A 16,209-nucleotide genomic window follows, 5' to 3' on the forward strand; every position below is an offset into this window, starting at 1 on the left:
ATTATGGCAAAAGTAGTTGTTTTAGGAGCAGGGATTTCTGGCCACACGGCAGTTTCCTATTTAAGTAAAAGCCTTAAAAACCCACATGAAGTAGTGATGGTTTCTCCCAATAGTAATTTTCAATGGGTACCTTCAAATATTTGGGTTGGTGTTGGATTAATGACTCCAGATCAGGTGAAATTTGCATTGGCGCCTGTGTATAAAAAAATGGGTGTAGATTATAAACAAGCATTAGCTGTATCTATAAATCCAGAAGGAGATGTAGATAATTCAAAAGGATTTGTAACTATTAAATATGTTTCTGAAGATAAAAAAGATATTGAAGAAAAAGTTACTTACGATTATTTAATAAATGCCACAGGACCAAAATTAAATTTTGAAGCAACAGAAGGATTAGGCCCAAAAAAACATACAGAATCTGTTTGTACATATGATCACGCTGCACACGCCTGGACCAAACTGCAAGAGTCTTTAAAGAAAATGGAAAATGGTGAAAGACAAACGTTTTTAATTGGAACTGGACACGCTATGGCTACTTGCCAAGGTGCTGCTTTTGAGTATATTTTAAATATAGCTTTTGAAATTAAAAAGCGTAAACTTCAACATTTAGCCGATTTATGGTGGATAACCAATGAATATGAGTTGGGTGATTTTGGTATGGGAGGTGCTTATATTAAAAGAAATGGATATATAACACCAACCAAAATTTTTGCTGAATCTATTTTAAAAGAATATGGCGTACAATGGATTAAGCAAGCTGGTGTACAAAAAGTTGAAAAAGGAGTGGTGTATTATGAAAATTTAAGAGGAGAGCATAAAACTGTAAATTTTGATTTTGCCATGTTAATTCCTGGGTTTACTGGTGCTGGTATGAAAGCTTTTAATAAAAAGAATGAAGATATTAGTGCTGAAATTTTTGTTGCTAATGGAATGATGAAAGTTGATGCAGATTATACGCCTAAAGCATATGAAGAATGGAAAGCAGAAGATTGGCCAGAAACATATCAAAGTGTAAAATACGCAAATGTTTATGCGGCTGGAATTGCTTTTGCACCACCGCATGCAATGTCTAAACCAATGGAAAGTCCGAATGGGACGAAAATATTTCCAACACCTCCAAGAACAGGAATGCCATCAGGTGTAATAGGTAAAATTGTAGCGCAAAATATTATTCATTCTATAAAAGTGGGTAAAATTGAACATCCACATAGGGCTTCTATGGCTAAGATGGGTGCTGCCTGTATAGTTTCTGCCGGATATGGTTTAAGAAAGGGTCAAGCAGCTGTAATGACTGTAAATCCAATTGTTCAAGATTGGGAAAAATATCCAAAATGGGGAAGGAATATTGATGATACCGTTGGAGTGGTGGGTACAGCAGGACATTGGATGAAATTATTTATGCATTATATGTTTTTATATAAAGCAAAAGCAAAACCTTTTTGGTGGTTAATTCCAGAATAATTTAAAACGAAACAGATGAAAACAACAACAGATAAAACAGTACCATATAGTAATATTTCCTTTGGAACTGAACCAACAAAATTGGTTCGGTTTATGAGAGTTTTCTTTCCATATCAGATTTACAATTTTTTTAAATTAAATTTAAAAGTAATGATGATAGTTGTTAGAGGGCATTCATAAAAATTAATTTTGTAATTTTGTACTCTAAAAATAATAGTATGACAACGTTAGAAATATTAAACTTAAAATGTGGCGGTTGTGCCAATTCTATTAAAAAAGGATTGTTAGCAATTGATGGAGTTACTGATGTTTCTGTAGACTTAGAAGCTTCAAAAGTAACTATAGACACCAAAGATAATTCGGTTTTAACTGAAGTGAAAAATAAACTTTCAACTATGGGTTACCCAGAAGTTGGAGATGCTAATACAATAATTCACAAAGCAAAATCTTTTGTTAGTTGCGCAACTGGAAGAATGACTTCAGAATCTTAAAAAACTAGTTATGAAAAAAAACGTAGGTAGTACAGATAAGATAGTGAGAATGGTTTTGGCTATTGCAATAGGTTATTTTGCGTATTCAACAGTGTTTGAAACTAGTTGGATTCAATATGTATTATATGTAATTGCTGGGATAATGCTAGTCACTCCAATCACTGGATTTTGTCCTCTTTATACACTTTTTGGAGTAAATACTTGTGAAATAAAAGAATAAGTAACCATAGATTTTAAAAAAAAAGCACTTTAATGTGATTATAATCACATTAAAGTGCTTTTTTTTATTTAATTTTCTTAGTTGAAAGTTAATTTAAAATAGTCTATTATGTCTAAACATTATCAAGTGTTGGTAATTGGTGGTGGAACAGCTGGAATTATGGTTTCATCCATGCTAAAAAGAAAAAATAAATCCATTCAAATTGGTTTAATTGAACCAGCTCAAACGCATTATTATCAGCCAGCTTGGACATTGGTTGGAGCAAATACATACGATTTTGAGAAGACCGCGAGGCCAATGGCTTCATTAATACCAGAAGGAGTTGATTGGATTCAACAATTTGCCGAGAAATTTGAACCAGAAAACAATAAAGTTTTCACTAAAAAAGGTGAAGAATTTACTTATGATTATTTAGTAGTTGCGCCAGGATTGAAGATTGCTCCTGAAATGATTGAAGGGCTTAAAGAGGCAATGGATAAAGGAGTTGTTTGTAGTAATTATACAAATCCAAAGCATACTTGGGAAATTTTACAAAAATTTAAAGGAGGAACAGCACTTTTTACCCAACCTGCAACACCAATTAAATGTGGAGGTGCACCTCAAAAAATAATGTATTTGGCAGATGAGCATTTTAGAAAAGAGGGACTAAGAGATAAAACAGATATTGTTTTTGCTTTACCAAGCGGATCTATTTTTGGTGTAAAAATAATTGCGGATACTTTAATGAATGTTGTAGATAAAAAAGATATTAATGTTCGATTTTTTCATAGACTTGTAAAAGTAGATGGTGATAAAAAAATTGCTTGGTATGAAATAGATAAGGATTTAACAGCGGGTGGTTGCGTAACTATTGCAGATGGAGATATTACTACATTAGATAAAGATATTCAATACAACTATAAAGATGTTAAGGTAAGTAGAAGAGGAGAACAATATGGAATTCATTTTGATATGATGCATTTGGCACCGCCACAATGTGCGCCTGATTTTATTAAAAATTCTCCTTTAGTTTCTGAAGCTGGTTGGGTTGATGTAAATAAAGGAACAATGCAACATGTTAAATACGGAAATATTTTTAGTTTAGGAGATGTTTCTAATTTACCAACTTCAAAAACAGGTGCAGCCATTAGAAAACAAGCTCCGGTTGTGGTTGAAAATATTTTAAAGTTAATTGAATCAAATGCACTTTCAACAAAAGAATATAAAGGATATACTTCTTGTCCGTTAGTTACAGGTTATGGTAAAATGGTATTGGCGGAGTTTGATTATAATCAAAATTTTGAACCAGATCCAAAGTTAAAACAGTTTCCTTTAATGATTTCAGATTCTTCAAAAGAGCATTGGAGATTATGGTTACTAAAAAAATATATGCTTCCTTATTTGTATTGGAATAAGATGATGAAAGGTATTGAAGTTTAATAATTTTATTGAAAAGGATTTAAACTAAAAATAGAATACTTAGCATTTGTATTCTATTTTTTTTATGAAATATTAGGAGTGTAAGTAAAAATCCATTCCTTAATAGTGTTATCAAAATCATTATGACTTTCTGAAAAAAGTTTGAATCCGTTTTTTTTATAAAAATAGTTAAGCTGTTCTTCTTCAATAGTTAACCAGTATTTTTGATTTGGATTTAGTGCTTTTAAATAAGATAACCAAGTAGTGGCTAATTGCAGATTTCTTTTATGTTCGGCAACCCAAATATATCCTAAATAATTAAACCCATCAGCGAATAAATACGCATGCGAAATTTCAAAAGGAGTCATTTCTTTTAGTTTTTCTGTAAAAACAATACCTCCGCAAATAATTTCGTTATTTTCTTTAATTACATAAATTGTAGCTGTTTTTTTATAGAAAATCCAATTAGGAACAATGCTAATTTTCCAATCATTTGGTAAAATATCAAAAAATTGATTTGGGTTTCCTTTAAGTTTTTCAAATTGTATTTCCATTTCAATAAAATTAAATTATAACAATCCCCAAGACCAAAGCTTGTCGGAATCATCAAACCATCTGTCGCCAATATCGGTTCTATAATAGCTGTTGTTTACAATAATATTTCCAATTCTATTATTCATCATTTTTTGAGCATCTTTCATAGTTAATCCAGTTCCAGAAACCATTACTGCAATCCCTGTGTTTCCAGTAATTAACCACTCATCATTTATTTTTTTTAGATGCATTGGGTGAATTCCTTCCTTAATTTCTTTTTTAAAAATAACAATAGAATCTTTTGAAAATAATTCAAAACTTTTTTTGTCATCAAAAGGAAATGGAGGAACCACAATAAATGCTCCTATTTGAAATCCTTTCTTAACATTTATAGTAAATTTTTGTCCGCCTGCAACTTTATAAAGCATATTTCCTATTGGCTCAATTATACCTGCACGTTGAATAAATATTTGAGGAAAACCAAACCTTGATGTAAATTCTAAAGGATAAATACCATTGACATTTACAATGCAATTAATATCTATATGACCAATAAAATTTTTCTTAATTAGGGTGTTTTCAAACTTTTTTAAAGTAGCATCAAAAATGGGAGAATCTTTTACCCAAAACATACTGCTTCCCATTTCTCCTGTAGAAACACCTAATTCTTTTGGAAATAATTTTTTATGCTCAAAAGTGACATTAATGGGTGTTATAAATTCATTCCCATTAAAAAATGCTGAAACTGAAATTTCTACACCTTTTACTTTTCTTTGCAATTGAAAATTTCCAAAATCATTTCCCCAGGATTTTTCATAAGCATTTAATACGCGAATAACATCAAGACCTTCATCATCATTACCTACAAATAGTAATTGTTTTAGTTCTTGAGTTTCTCCACAAGGTTTTACAACATAAGCATCAGGATTTTTTTTTACAAAGGCAATTGCGTCTTGAAAATTAAAAAACTCTTTGGATTGTAATATTTTTACTTTGTGTTTTTTTAATTCTTCTTGTCCAAAATTACGATCTAATTCAAGCCTATCTGTATATTCTGATCCTCCAAAAACAATTTTTCCAGCAGCTCTCAGTTCTTCACATTCTTTTCCAAAACCTGTATAATCAAAAATAATAATGTCTGCCCAATCAATATGTTTTTTCCAATTGGATACTTTAGGAACAAAACCGTAGCCAATTTCTTTTGAAGGTTTATCTTCAATAAATAGTTTAACAAAATTTCCTTCGTTCTGAATTGCACAAGCAATATCAAGTATTTCTCCCCAGCGGGAAATAAATAAGAAATTTCGTTTGGTTAGTTGTTCGTTTTTTAAATTTAATTCTTTATTTTTTATTTTTTTTGTAGGCATTTTAAAAATTTCTTTTAAGCAACTTAATTAAAGGTAACAAAAAAAGAGGAGTTTTTAAACTCCTCTTTTTTGATTATTCAACCAATGTTAATTTTGTAACTACAAAAACTTCATAAGGTTCATTGCTTTCATCAAGTCTTTTTTGGGTTTCGTAGGTTACATTAAAAGTTTTACCATTGTATTTTATATCTTTAAGATCGTATATTTTAGTTACTTCAGCAGAAACTTCTTGAATATAATATGTTTCATCTTCACTATCTGTAAAAAAATAAGTATCGTCTTCAAATCCGTCAAATACGGCTTTCATTGTAAATACTTCCTGATCGTTTTTGCCAAAGGCTAAAGAAATAATTGTAAAAAAAGTTAAAAGTGTTTTCATGTTTTGTAAGTTTTAAATTCTAAAATTTTATTGTTGTCGCAATTTTTAATAAAATTTATTAATAAAGGTAAATTGCAAATACCACAGAACGTTTCAACAAATTCTTATAGTAAAAATGATGATTATAGGTAGCTTTAAATAAATGGAGTTAACTCCGTCGGATGACTTGAGTTGTTATTCTAAAAAATGTGTTTTTAATAATATACACAAATTTAACAGCTGTTTTCATTGCTATTTAATAATGCTTTAAAAGCGCATTTTACGATGCAAATATATATAAAAAGGGAATTTAAAAAATATAAAATTTTCATAATTATTTCAGTTAAAAATTAAATTTTTTATAGATCATTTAAATTTAAAATGTACCTTGTAATTAAATTTAAAAATGGTTTTAAAGTGAGTAAAAAAAAATATTTTTTAAAATTAATAAGTTTAGTTTTAATTTTTGCTGTTTGTTTTAGTTGTAAGTTGTATAAAAACCCAACAACGGTTAATGAAGCTTTACAAAATACAGATAATGGTTATTTTAAAGTAAATATGAAAAATGGAGATGAAGTTATTTTTGAAAAAATAGAGAAAATAGATTCAATAATTTACGGTATAAAAACTATTGAAAATAATGAAATTAAAACGGTTTTAATTGAAAATGACATTTTGAATATTCAAAAGCAAAATAAAAAATCTTCAAATTCATTTAAAATCATTGGAATTACTGTTGGAATTGGGTCGGTTTTATTAGTTTTCGGAATGTTAAATTAACAATATCAAGCAACTAGCTCATAAATATTTAACACATATAAAAAATCCACTTTTAAGGTGGTTTTTTTATTTTATTGAATAAAATAGGTATATTTATATGAAGTGATTTGCCACTAAAAAAATTTAAAATTATTGTGTTTTTTTAAATTTAATTTGAATATAGTATTGATTAAAAAAATAAAAATAGAAGATGGGAGAAAATCCAATTCAATTTATGAATGAAATAAATGCAGTTGTTATTTCAGTAAATAATAAAGGTGAAATAATATACCTTTCACCATATTGTGAAGTGTTGCTAGGTTATAAAATTAACGACAAATTAAAAAAAGAATGGTGGGAAAAAATTAGTTTTTCTAACGATGAAATTGCTTTAAATAAATTAAAGATTGAAGAAATTTCTAAAGGAAAATTAAAAATTTCAGCGAAGCCCTATGAAAGTAAAGTAAAATGTAGTGATGGTAATTTTAAATGGATTGAATGGAGAGATACAGTTTCTGATGCGAATACTTTTACAACTGTAGGTGTAGATATTACAAATAGAAAGTCTCAAGAAATAGCCTCATTTCATTCTAATGATATTATAAATAGCGTTGATGCTATGATTTTAGTGAGTGATAAAAATGATAATGTTATTTTTTGCTCACCTTCTGTAGAAAGAATGTTAGGGTACAGAGATGAGGAAATTATGGGTGATAAATGGTGGAAGTTAACCTATGAAAACCAATATGAAGCTAAAAAAGTAAAAGAAGCTATTCATAATTTAATTTATTTTCATATTAAAGATTTTACCGATATTTCAAAAAGACAAATTAAGACAAAGAATGGCGATTATAAATGGATAGAGTGGCAATTGTCTAAAGGATTAAATGACACTTATATTTCTGTTGGAACCGATATTACTAGTAGGGTTAAAACAGAAATGGAATTAAAACAAGCTAAAGATACTGCAGAGAAATCTTTAAAAGTTAAGGATGAGTTTTTAGCAAACATGAGTCATGAAATTAGAACTCCTTTAAATGCAGTTATTGGATTTACGGATTTATTATTAGAAACGCAATTAACCACAGAGCAAAAGGAGCATTTAGAAACCATGAGAAACTCTGGTGAAATTCTATTGTCTCTTATAAATAACGTATTGGATTTAGCAAAATTAGATTCTAACAAAGTTGAGATAGAAGAAATTCCGTTTAATCTTCATAAAAGTTTATATGAAGTTGTAAAACTAATGAAGTTAAAAGCTAAAGAGAAAAAAATAACTTTAAATCTTGATATTGACCCAAATACACCAGAATATGTTTTGGGAGATCCAACAAGAATTGGACAAATTTTATTAAACCTTATTGGTAATGCCATTAAATTTACCGATGAAGGATCTGTTGGAGTTTTAGTTAAATTAGTAAAAGATGAAAACAATTTAGCGGATATTTATTTTGAAATAAAAGACACAGGTATTGGTATAGTTTCTAATAAAATTAGCACAGTATTTGGTGTTTTTACCCAAGCAAAAAGTGATACTTCAAGAATATATGGAGGAACAGGTTTGGGATTAGCCATTGTTAAAAAATTGGTAGCGCTGTTAGAAGGAGAAATAAAAGTGCAAAGTAAATTTGGAGTAGGTAGTAATTTTAAAATGACCATTCCATTTAAAAAAGATGTAACTAAAATTGAAAAACATTTTGTTGAATTGGATGAAGCAGAAAATTCAACATTAGAGTTAAAAATTTTGTTAGTTGAAGATAATAAAACAAATCAATTATTAGCAAAAACAAGATTAGAAAGATGGAATTGCACCGTAGATATTGCCAATAACGGTATTGAAGGAGTTAAAAAAGTTCAGAAAAATATGTACGACATTATTTTAATGGATATTCAAATGCCGGTAATGGATGGGTATGAAGCTACAAAAATTATAAAAAACGATCTTTCTAAACAAGTTAGCAGAATACCTATTATTGCAATGACTGCTTATACTTCTAAAAATGATATTGATATGGCTTTAGAAGCCGGAATGAACGATTATATTTTTAAACCTTTTAAAAAAGAGGAATTACTTTTATTGCTAAAAAAATACGGAAAATCAATTAGTTCAGAAAAATTTGAAGCTAAAAAAAGCGAAGGTGAAATTTCAACCAAAAATGCAATACAAGAAAAATATACAGATCTTGAATTTTTAAAGCAAGAATCGTTAAATGAAACGTCAATTTTAGTATTGCTTATTCAATTATTTTTAAAAGATTTAGATGAATATGTGAAAGTTGTTACTAAAGAAATAAAAACAAAAAACTGGGAAGCCTTGCATAGAGCAACCCATAAAATAAAACCAAATATAAGCATGTTTGGGATTTCAAAAATGGAAACAATGATACATTCTTTAATGAGAAATTTAGAAAAGAAAGAGAATTTAGATGGGGTTGAGGTGGTTTTGAATAATTGTAAAGAAATTATTGAAAAAGTTAAAGAAGAATTAGTTGAAGAATTAAAAATGTTAGAAAATGAGTAACTTAAAAAAAATTGTTTTAGCAGAAGATAATTCAACTTTAGCACTATTATTAAAGTTTAGATTAGAAAAGGAAGGTTATCAGCTTTTAATTGCGGAGGATGGTAAAAAAGCTATTGAATTAATTGAAGAACATAAACCCGATATTATTTTATCGGATATTATGATGCCTTTTATTAGTGGATTAGAAGTTATTAGCCACGTTAGAAATAAATTAAAATTACAGATGCCAATTATTGTTTTTTCAGCTGCAGGGCAAGAAGAAATGGTTTTAAAAGCATTTAACTTAGGTGCAAATGATTTTATGGGAAAACCATTTAGTCCAAATGAATTGGTAATTAGAGTGAGGCGTTTATTAACTTAAAATATTTATATAAACTATATGACAAACATCCAAAATATTTTAACATATTTTAATCAACTTCCAATATTACTGCAAATTGTTTGGATTGGTGTTTTAGGGTTGTTTGTTAGCATACTATTTTTTCTTTTTTATCTTTATTATTTAAGAAACTATTTAAGAGCTGAGGAGGTTATTTCAAAAAACTTGTTTACAGAGTACGAAGCTAGTTTAATAAACTATTTGTATTCTGGAGACGGTATTTCTAAAATAACAAGTGAACAGCAAGAAATTATTGATAAAATGAAAACTTGTATACAAGACAAGTTTAAACGAACTATTTTTATCTCAGTTTTATCAAAATTAAAAAATGATATTTCTGGTGAAATGGCTACTGCAATAAATACTTTATATTTAAAAACCGGACTTATTAAATACTCATTAAATAATTTAGAAAGTAAAAAATGGGATAAAATTGCACTCGGAATTAAGGAACTTACTCAGTTTGAGGTTGTAAATGTTTATAATGAAATTAGTAAATATAAAAATCATGATAAACAAGAAGTTAGAAATCAAGTTCAACTTTATTATGTAAGTTTATTTCATTTTAATGGGTTAGAATTTTTAGATAATTTAAAATCACCAATTTCAGAATGGAATCAAATTCAATTGCTAGAAATATTGCAAAAATTTGATGATCAAGAAATTACAGATATATCACCTTGGTTAAAATCTGAAAATGATTCAGTGGTATTATTTGCATTAAAATTAGCCAAAATTTACAATCAGTTTCAGGTAATTGAAATTTTACTAAACTTATTAAATCATAAAAATAAACAAATAAGAGTTTGTGTTATTGAAATTTTAGGGTATTTCCAAGTAAAGGAAGTTAAACAAATTTTAAAAATAAATTTCGGAAATAGAAGTGAAGAAGAAAAAGTTGCATTTTTTAAGATTTTTGAAGATATAGTTGATGAAGAAGACGAGGCGTTTATTATTGAAAACACTTCCAATCCTAATTTTAAAATTAGATTTTTGGCTTTTAAATTATTAAAAAAGTTGAATATTGAAGCAATTAACTTACTAAAGGTGAATGCGTCAGGAATAAATAACGAGCAGATTTTTAAGTTTTTAGAAATAATTTAATTATGGATAGTAGTACTGTTAGAATAATACTTTTTATAATACATTCATTATTTTTTATCTATGCATTTTCAGTAATTGTATCTTATATAGTTTTGGCTATTATTTCTGCTGTTGAATCTAATGAATACATGAAAAAAAATAGTTTTGTTAATTATAACGAAATATTATCTTCTACAGTTTCACCTTCAATATCAATAATTGCTCCAGCCTATAATGAAAGTTTAAATATAATAGAAAATGTAAGATCTTTATTGTCAAGCCATTATGTTAATTATGATGTAATTATTGTAAACGACGGAAGTAAAGACAATAGTTTAGACCTACTTATTAACGCGTACGATTTAGTAAAGGTTAATTATTTAATTAATGAACAAATACCTACAAAGCCATTAAGAGCAGGTGTATTTAAATCTAACAATCCAGCATTTGAAAAATTAATTGTAGTAGATAAGGAGAATGGAGGAAAAGCCGATGCTTTAAATTTTGGTTTAAATATTTCTAGCAGTCAATATTGTGCGTGTATTGATGTTGATTGTTTGCTGTTAGAAGATTCACTGCAAAAAATGATAAAACCATTTTTAGAAGTTACAGATGTAAAGGTAATTGCTTCCGGTGGAGTTATTAGAATTGCAAATGCCTGTACAATTAAAGAAGGGAAATTGTTAGATGTTAATTTGCCAAATAAATGGATTGAAATTGCCCAGATTTTAGAATATTTAAGATCATTTTTATTAGGTAGAATGGCTTGGAGTAGATTAAACGGTTTATTAGTAATTTCAGGAGCCTTTGGAATGTTCGAAAAAAAATCTGCCATTGAAGTTGGTGGTTATGACACCAATACTGTTGGAGAAGACATGGAAATAATTGTGCGAATGAGAAGGCATATGGAAGAGAAAAAAGTAAAATATAAAGTGGCTTATATTCCAGATCCGTTATGTTGGACAGAAGCTCCAGACAATTATAAAATTTTAATTTCACAAAGAAATAGATGGACGCGAGGTACCATTGAAACATTACGAAAACACAGAAAAATTGGTTTCAATCCAAAATATAATTTATTAGGAATGTTAAGTTTTCCTTATTGGTTTTTTTACGAAAGGTTAGCACCAATAATTGAAGTTATTGGAATGATTTATTTTTTAATTTTAGTAGCTTTAAAAAGCGTGAGATGGGATTTTGCATTTGCATTTTTTTTATTAGCTTATTTATTTTCAGTTGTATTTACAATTGTTGCCATTTTTTCTGAAGAGTTCACTTTTCATCAATATAAAAAGAAAGGAACCGGATTTAAATTAATTTTGGTAACGCTGTTAGAACCATTTATTTTACATCCTGTAATTTTATATGCAGCCATTAAAGGAAATTACGATTACTATTTTAATAAAAAGAAAAAATGGGGAGAAATGGTACGAAAAGGTATGTCAAAATCTTAAAAAACAATTATTAGTATGAAATTAAAATTCCAACTTAAAGAAATTTATAAATACGGCTATTTAATTTTAGCATTTATAGCTACGTTTTGGCTTATCAGTTTTTTTGAAGTGTTTCAGTTAACTTCAAAGAATGTTGGTATTTCTATTGGTTCATCATTGTTCTTTAAATTATTGAATGATTTTTGGACAGGATTATTTATAAGTGTATTTCTTTTTCCTTTGTATTTTTTAGTGGCCTATTTTCATAAAAAAGCAGCCGTTATTTTAATTCAAATATTATTTGTAATTATTATAATTGGCCAATTTGCGCTTGTTAATTATAGTTTAACAACCTTAATTAATTTAGGAGCCGATTTATTAGGCTATTCTTATAGTGATATTACGACTACAGTTTCATCTTCCGTAGAATTTTCTATTGGTTATTTTGTGCCATATTTAATTTTTGGTGGAATCTTTTTTGGGTTTATTGTTGCTTTTAAAAAGTTTTTTCCTGAGAAGTCTTTAATAGCAATTTATACAATTACCATTGTATTGTTTGGAGCAGGAAAATTGGTTTTTTCACAAACTTCAGAAACAGAATATCAAAATAAACTAAATTATTTAGTATTTGATATTTTAAAATTTCAACAAGAAAAAAGAGAGCTAAATGCAATGGATTTAGATAGTAGAACTGATTTTCCATTTTTATCACCAACATCAAAATCTGAAAATGTTTTAGGGCCACTTTTAAATTTAAAGGAAGAAAAACCAACTATAGTTTTTATTATTGTTGAAGGATTAGGAGCAGAGTTTGTTGGGGATAATACGTATGGAGGATTTACTCCTTTTTTAGATTCATTAATTGATGAATCTTTATATTGGGAAAACTTTGTAAGTACTACCGGAAGAACTTTTGGTGTTCTACCTTCCATCTTAGGTTCCTTACCATTTGCGGAACAAGGTTTTTTAGAACAACAAAAATTACCTTCACATTTATCATTAATTAGTGTTTTAAAAGCAAATGGTTATACAACTTCTTTTTATTCTGGTGATAAATCTAGTTTTGATAGAAAAATTAATTTTTTAGAATTCAATGGTATTGATGAAGTAATTGATGAAGATAAATTTGGCGAAAATTTCACCAAAACCGAAGCAAACGAAGGTGGTTTTTCTTGGGGTTATCCAGATGAAGAAATTTTTAGAAAAACAATATCTGTATTAGATTCAAAAGCTGATCCAAGGTTAGATATAATTATGACTATCTCTAATCACGAACCTTTTAATTTTCCCAATAAAAACAGCTATATTTCAAAAGTTGATAGTATTATTTCAACCAAAAATATAAATGCGGATTTAAGCGCCGAAATTAAATCGTATTCAGAGATTTTTGCAAGTTTATTGTATACAGATGCTTCTATAAAAGGATTTATAACAGAATATAAAAAACGACCAGATTTTGAAAATACCATTTTTATAATTACTGGAGATCATAGGTTAATTCCTATTGTGCAAAAAGATAAATTATGTCGTTTTCATGTGCCGTTTTATATCTATAGTCCTTTGGTAAAACAACCTAAAAAATTTAAATCTATCTCGTCGCATTTTGATGTAACTCCGAGTGTTTTGTCGCTTTTAATGAATTCCTATAATTTTATAAAATTAGAAAATGTTCCTTGGATTAGTAAAGGCTTAGATACGGCGCAACAATTTAGAAATATTCATAAAATACCATTAATGCGGTATAAAGGAAGTATTAACGATTATATTTATGAAAATTATTTGTATTCGGATGGTAATTTATTTAAAATAAACGAAAACTTTGGAACAGTTAAAGTTGTTGAACATGACTTGTTAAATACTATTTCAGATTCATTAAAAGCATTTAAAAAGTTAAATGCGTATAGTACCTTAAAAAATAAAATTTATCCTGAAGAAAATAATATTTATATAAATCCAGGAATAGATTTCACTCAGGAAGAATTAAAAATTATAGAAGTATCAACCAAAGGTTTAACATTTGATAAAATATTTTTATTGGCTAGAGAATCGGCTTTTAATAAAGATTTTAAAAAGGCGCAATTACTCTGCAATTATATTTTAAATGAATACCCTAACCACGCCGATGCCCGTACTTTAAAAGGAAGGACGTTAGCTTGGGAAGGAAAATATAAAGAATCTGAGTTAGAGTTGTTGAATGTTATTAAACGAGTACCTTATTATTATGATTGTTACTTGGCGTTAATGGATGTTTATTGGTGGTCAGATCAAGATGAAAAATCTATTGAAATTGCTCAAAAAGCATTTAAAAATAAAATTGTAAATGGCGATTTGAGCTTTAAATTAGCAAAAGCTTACCAAAGGTTAGATTATAAAAAGGAATCAAATATATTAATGGATAGTTTGTTAAAGATCTATCCAGAGAATGTTGAATACAAAGAATTTAAGCAAACCCTAAAATAAAATGAAATCAAAACAACAATTATTTTTGGCATTATGTTTATTAATTAGTGTTTCTATTTTTGCCCAACAAAAAGAATTTAATGGAGATCCAGATGTTACTTTTGAAACGGCTAGAAAATTAGCTTTTGACGGCAATAGAAAACAAGCACAAGATTCACTCATAATGTTGCTTAAAAAATATCCGAATTACCATGATATTCGTTCATTCTTAGCAAGCACCTATTCTTGGGATGGAAATTATAAATTGGCCAAAAAGGAATTTTTATATGTGCTAGAAAAAGATCCGAAAAATGAAACAACTTGGGTGGCGGCTATCAATAATGATTTATGGTCTGAAGCATCTTTTAGCGCTTTAGAAATGGCAAACAAAGGATTGCAATACTTTCCTAGTAGCGAAGAGATTTTATTGGTTAAAGCAAAAGCGGAAGAAAATTCGCAAAACCCCGAAGATGCGCTAAAAACAGTGCAAGTAATTTTAAGTAAAAACCCCAATAATAAAGAGGCTATGGAGTACAAAGAAAGCTTAAATCAATCGCTTCGGTTCAATGCCATTGGCGTAAGTTCTTCTATCGATTTGTACTCAGAGGTTTTTGATCCAATGCAATTTTATACGTTAAAATATAAACGGTTAACAAAATATGGAAGTATTATTGCAAAAGGAAATTTCAGTAGAAGATTTAGTGATAACGGAGCTCAGTTTGAAGTGGATTTATACCCAAAAATTGCCAAAGGATTGTATGCGTATTTAAACCTCGGTTTTTCAAATTCTTACTTGTATCCAGATGTTCGTTTTGGAGCAGAATTACACCAATCATTACCACACAGTTTTGAGGTTTCGCTAGGTATGAGATCATTAAAATATAGTTCCACTACAAATATTTATACAGGATATGTAGGTTGGTATACAGGGAATAGTTATTGGTCCTTTAGGCCATATGTTACACCTGGAGATTCTGGAGCAAGTACTTCAGGGACTTTAAATTATAGAAAATATAATAGTGATGCAGATAATTATTTTAGCATTGCTGCCGGAATTGGATTTTCACCAGAATTGTATCGATTTAATTATGAAGGAAATGAAGACCAAATCATTAAATTAGAATCTCAAAAAATAAATTTTGGCTATTATTTCACCTCAAAAAGCAAACAAAATGCTTGGGGAACGCAGTTAGGAATATCTCATCAAGAAATAAGTTTTGATCCAGGAAATTTCTTTTGGATTTATTCATTAGGCGTATCATGGGAGTTGAAATTTAAATAATTTTGTATGAGTGTTGAAATTGAACGAAAATTTTTGGTAAAAGGGGATTATAAAAAATTTACCACATCAAGCTATAAAATTTCACAAGGATTTTTGTCTTCCGATCCTGAAAGAACTGTTCGCGTTAGAGTAAGAGATACAAAAGGATTTATTACAGTAAAAGGTATTTCAAATAATTCAGGTACCACTCGTTTTGAATGGGAAAAAGAAATCTCTTTACCAGATGCTGAAAATTTATTAGCCATTTGTGAACCTTCTATTATAACAAAAATTAGGCATATTGTTCCAACAACTAATAATTTGTTTTTTGAGGTTGATGAATTTATGGATAAAAATGATGGTTTGGTAATTGCGGAAATAGAATTACCTGATGAAAACTTTATTTTTGAAAAACCCATTTGGTTGGGGAAGGAAGTTACAGGTGAAATAAAATATTTTAATTCGGTTTTATCTAAGAACCCGTTTAGTAATTGGTAATTTTTAG

Annotated in this window: 16 protein-coding genes; 13 read left to right on the forward strand and 3 right to left on the reverse strand. The window is 28.4% G+C overall.

The features are described 5' to 3' along the window. Nucleotides 1–3: 3 nt before the first annotated feature. The 5 genes from JEY78_RS01305 to JEY78_RS01325 all read left to right on the forward strand — a co-directional run bounded on the left by JEY78_RS01305 (nt 4) and on the right by JEY78_RS01325 (nt 3,591). Complete coding sequence (locus JEY78_RS01305; RefSeq protein WP_291846156.1) at nt 4–1,461, forward strand: FAD/NAD(P)-binding oxidoreductase; 1,458 nt, start codon at nt 4–6, stop codon at nt 1,459–1,461. A gap of 15 nt (nt 1,462–1,476) precedes the next feature. Next, nucleotides 1,477–1,641, forward strand: coding sequence for a hypothetical protein (locus JEY78_RS01310; protein WP_291846157.1), 165 nt, complete (start codon nt 1,477–1,479; stop codon nt 1,639–1,641). 38 nt (nt 1,642–1,679) lie between these two features. Continuing rightward, on the forward strand, nt 1,680–1,952 hold the full coding sequence (locus tag JEY78_RS01315; protein ID WP_291846158.1) for a heavy metal-associated domain-containing protein: 273 nt from the start codon (nt 1,680–1,682) through the stop codon (nt 1,950–1,952). Nucleotides 1,953–1,962: 10 nt separating this feature from the next. After that, nucleotides 1,963–2,172 carry a DUF2892 domain-containing protein gene (locus JEY78_RS01320; RefSeq protein WP_291846159.1) on the forward strand — a complete coding sequence of 70 codons (210 nt, stop codon included), beginning with the start codon at nt 1,963–1,965 and terminating at the stop codon, nt 2,170–2,172. A gap of 108 nt (nt 2,173–2,280) precedes the next feature. Then, nucleotides 2,281–3,591 (forward strand): FAD/NAD(P)-binding oxidoreductase, encoded by a 1,311-nt coding sequence (locus tag JEY78_RS01325; protein ID WP_291846161.1) that lies wholly within the window; start codon nt 2,281–2,283, stop codon nt 3,589–3,591. 62 nt (nt 3,592–3,653) lie between these two features. Here JEY78_RS01325 and JEY78_RS01330 read toward each other — a convergent pair whose 3' ends face one another. The 3 genes from JEY78_RS01330 to JEY78_RS01340 all read right to left on the reverse strand — a co-directional run bounded on the left by JEY78_RS01330 (nt 3,654) and on the right by JEY78_RS01340 (nt 5,850). Next, a complete protein-coding gene (locus JEY78_RS01330; RefSeq protein WP_291846162.1) occupies nt 3,654–4,124 on the reverse strand; it encodes a hypothetical protein in 471 nt (156 codons plus the stop codon). Nucleotides 4,125–4,139: 15 nt separating this feature from the next. Next, nucleotides 4,140–5,471: a phosphoribosylamine--glycine ligase gene (locus JEY78_RS01335; protein ID WP_291846163.1), complete on the reverse strand. Its 1,332-nt coding sequence runs from the start codon at nt 5,469–5,471 to the stop codon at nt 4,140–4,142. A gap of 73 nt (nt 5,472–5,544) precedes the next feature. After that, entirely contained in the window at nt 5,545–5,850 is a 306-nt protein-coding gene (locus JEY78_RS01340; RefSeq protein WP_291846164.1) for a hypothetical protein, read from the reverse strand. 396 nt (nt 5,851–6,246) lie between these two features. Between JEY78_RS01340 and JEY78_RS01345 the strand changes: the two genes are divergently transcribed. The 8 genes from JEY78_RS01345 (at nt 6,247) to JEY78_RS01380 (ending at nt 16,202) form a co-directional block, all read left to right on the forward strand. Further along, nucleotides 6,247–6,609 carry a hypothetical protein gene (locus JEY78_RS01345; RefSeq protein ID WP_291846165.1) on the forward strand — a complete coding sequence of 121 codons (363 nt, stop codon included), beginning with the start codon at nt 6,247–6,249 and terminating at the stop codon, nt 6,607–6,609. Nucleotides 6,610–6,799: 190 nt separating this feature from the next. Next, complete coding sequence (locus JEY78_RS01350; protein ID WP_291846166.1) at nt 6,800–9,109, forward strand: response regulator; 2,310 nt, start codon at nt 6,800–6,802, stop codon at nt 9,107–9,109. Next, nucleotides 9,102–9,470 carry a response regulator transcription factor gene (locus tag JEY78_RS01355; protein WP_291846168.1) on the forward strand — a complete coding sequence of 123 codons (369 nt, stop codon included), beginning with the start codon at nt 9,102–9,104 and terminating at the stop codon, nt 9,468–9,470. The genes JEY78_RS01350 and JEY78_RS01355 overlap by 8 nt, the downstream gene beginning before the upstream one ends. Nucleotides 9,471–9,488: 18 nt before the next feature. Then, entirely contained in the window at nt 9,489–10,592 is a 1,104-nt protein-coding gene (locus JEY78_RS01360) for a hypothetical protein (RefSeq protein WP_291846169.1), read from the forward strand. Between the two features lie 2 nt (nt 10,593–10,594). Continuing rightward, nucleotides 10,595–12,025 (forward strand): glycosyltransferase, encoded by a 1,431-nt coding sequence (locus tag JEY78_RS01365; protein ID WP_291846171.1) that lies wholly within the window; start codon nt 10,595–10,597, stop codon nt 12,023–12,025. A gap of 15 nt (nt 12,026–12,040) precedes the next feature. Then, nucleotides 12,041–14,464, forward strand: coding sequence for a sulfatase-like hydrolase/transferase (locus JEY78_RS01370; protein ID WP_291846173.1), 2,424 nt, complete (start codon nt 12,041–12,043; stop codon nt 14,462–14,464). 1 nt (nt 14,465) lies between these two features. Beyond that, nucleotides 14,466–15,725 carry a YaiO family outer membrane beta-barrel protein gene (locus JEY78_RS01375; RefSeq protein WP_291846174.1) on the forward strand — a complete coding sequence of 420 codons (1,260 nt, stop codon included), beginning with the start codon at nt 14,466–14,468 and terminating at the stop codon, nt 15,723–15,725. A gap of 6 nt (nt 15,726–15,731) precedes the next feature. Beyond that, on the forward strand, nt 15,732–16,202 hold the full coding sequence (locus JEY78_RS01380; protein WP_291846175.1) for a CYTH domain-containing protein: 471 nt from the start codon (nt 15,732–15,734) through the stop codon (nt 16,200–16,202). The last annotated feature ends 7 nt before the right edge of the window (nt 16,203–16,209 follow it).

Origin of the sequence: Lutibacter sp., from assembly GCF_016342705.1 — a bacterium.
Classification (GTDB): Bacteria; Bacteroidota; Bacteroidia; order Flavobacteriales; family Flavobacteriaceae; genus Lutibacter.

What these genes read in the sequence shown, in the direction of transcription:
- JEY78_RS01340 (WP_291846164.1), bottom strand. Translation starts at nt 5,850, where the DNA reads ATGAAAACACTTTTAACTTTTTTTACAATTATTTCTTTAGCCTTTGGC.
- JEY78_RS01350 (WP_291846166.1), top strand. Translation starts at nt 6,800, where the DNA reads ATGGGAGAAAATCCAATTCAATTTATGAATGAAATAAATGCAGTTGTT.
- JEY78_RS01375 (WP_291846174.1), top strand. Translation starts at nt 14,466, where the DNA reads ATGAAATCAAAACAACAATTATTTTTGGCATTATGTTTATTAATTAGT.
- JEY78_RS01310 (WP_291846157.1), top strand. Translation starts at nt 1,477, where the DNA reads ATGAAAACAACAACAGATAAAACAGTACCATATAGTAATATTTCCTTT.
- JEY78_RS01380 (WP_291846175.1), top strand. Translation starts at nt 15,732, where the DNA reads ATGAGTGTTGAAATTGAACGAAAATTTTTGGTAAAAGGGGATTATAAA.
- JEY78_RS01355 (WP_291846168.1), top strand. Translation starts at nt 9,102, where the DNA reads ATGAGTAACTTAAAAAAAATTGTTTTAGCAGAAGATAATTCAACTTTA.
- JEY78_RS01360 (WP_291846169.1), top strand. Translation starts at nt 9,489, where the DNA reads ATGACAAACATCCAAAATATTTTAACATATTTTAATCAACTTCCAATA.
- JEY78_RS01365 (WP_291846171.1), top strand. Translation starts at nt 10,595, where the DNA reads ATGGATAGTAGTACTGTTAGAATAATACTTTTTATAATACATTCATTA.
- JEY78_RS01305 (WP_291846156.1), top strand. Translation starts at nt 4, where the DNA reads ATGGCAAAAGTAGTTGTTTTAGGAGCAGGGATTTCTGGCCACACGGCA.
- JEY78_RS01330 (WP_291846162.1), bottom strand. Translation starts at nt 4,124, where the DNA reads ATGGAAATACAATTTGAAAAACTTAAAGGAAACCCAAATCAATTTTTT.
- JEY78_RS01325 (WP_291846161.1), top strand. Translation starts at nt 2,281, where the DNA reads ATGTCTAAACATTATCAAGTGTTGGTAATTGGTGGTGGAACAGCTGGA.
- JEY78_RS01320 (WP_291846159.1), top strand. Translation starts at nt 1,963, where the DNA reads ATGAAAAAAAACGTAGGTAGTACAGATAAGATAGTGAGAATGGTTTTG.
- JEY78_RS01315 (WP_291846158.1), top strand. Translation starts at nt 1,680, where the DNA reads ATGACAACGTTAGAAATATTAAACTTAAAATGTGGCGGTTGTGCCAAT.
- JEY78_RS01370 (WP_291846173.1), top strand. Translation starts at nt 12,041, where the DNA reads ATGAAATTAAAATTCCAACTTAAAGAAATTTATAAATACGGCTATTTA.
- JEY78_RS01335 (WP_291846163.1), bottom strand. Translation starts at nt 5,471, where the DNA reads ATGCCTACAAAAAAAATAAAAAATAAAGAATTAAATTTAAAAAACGAA.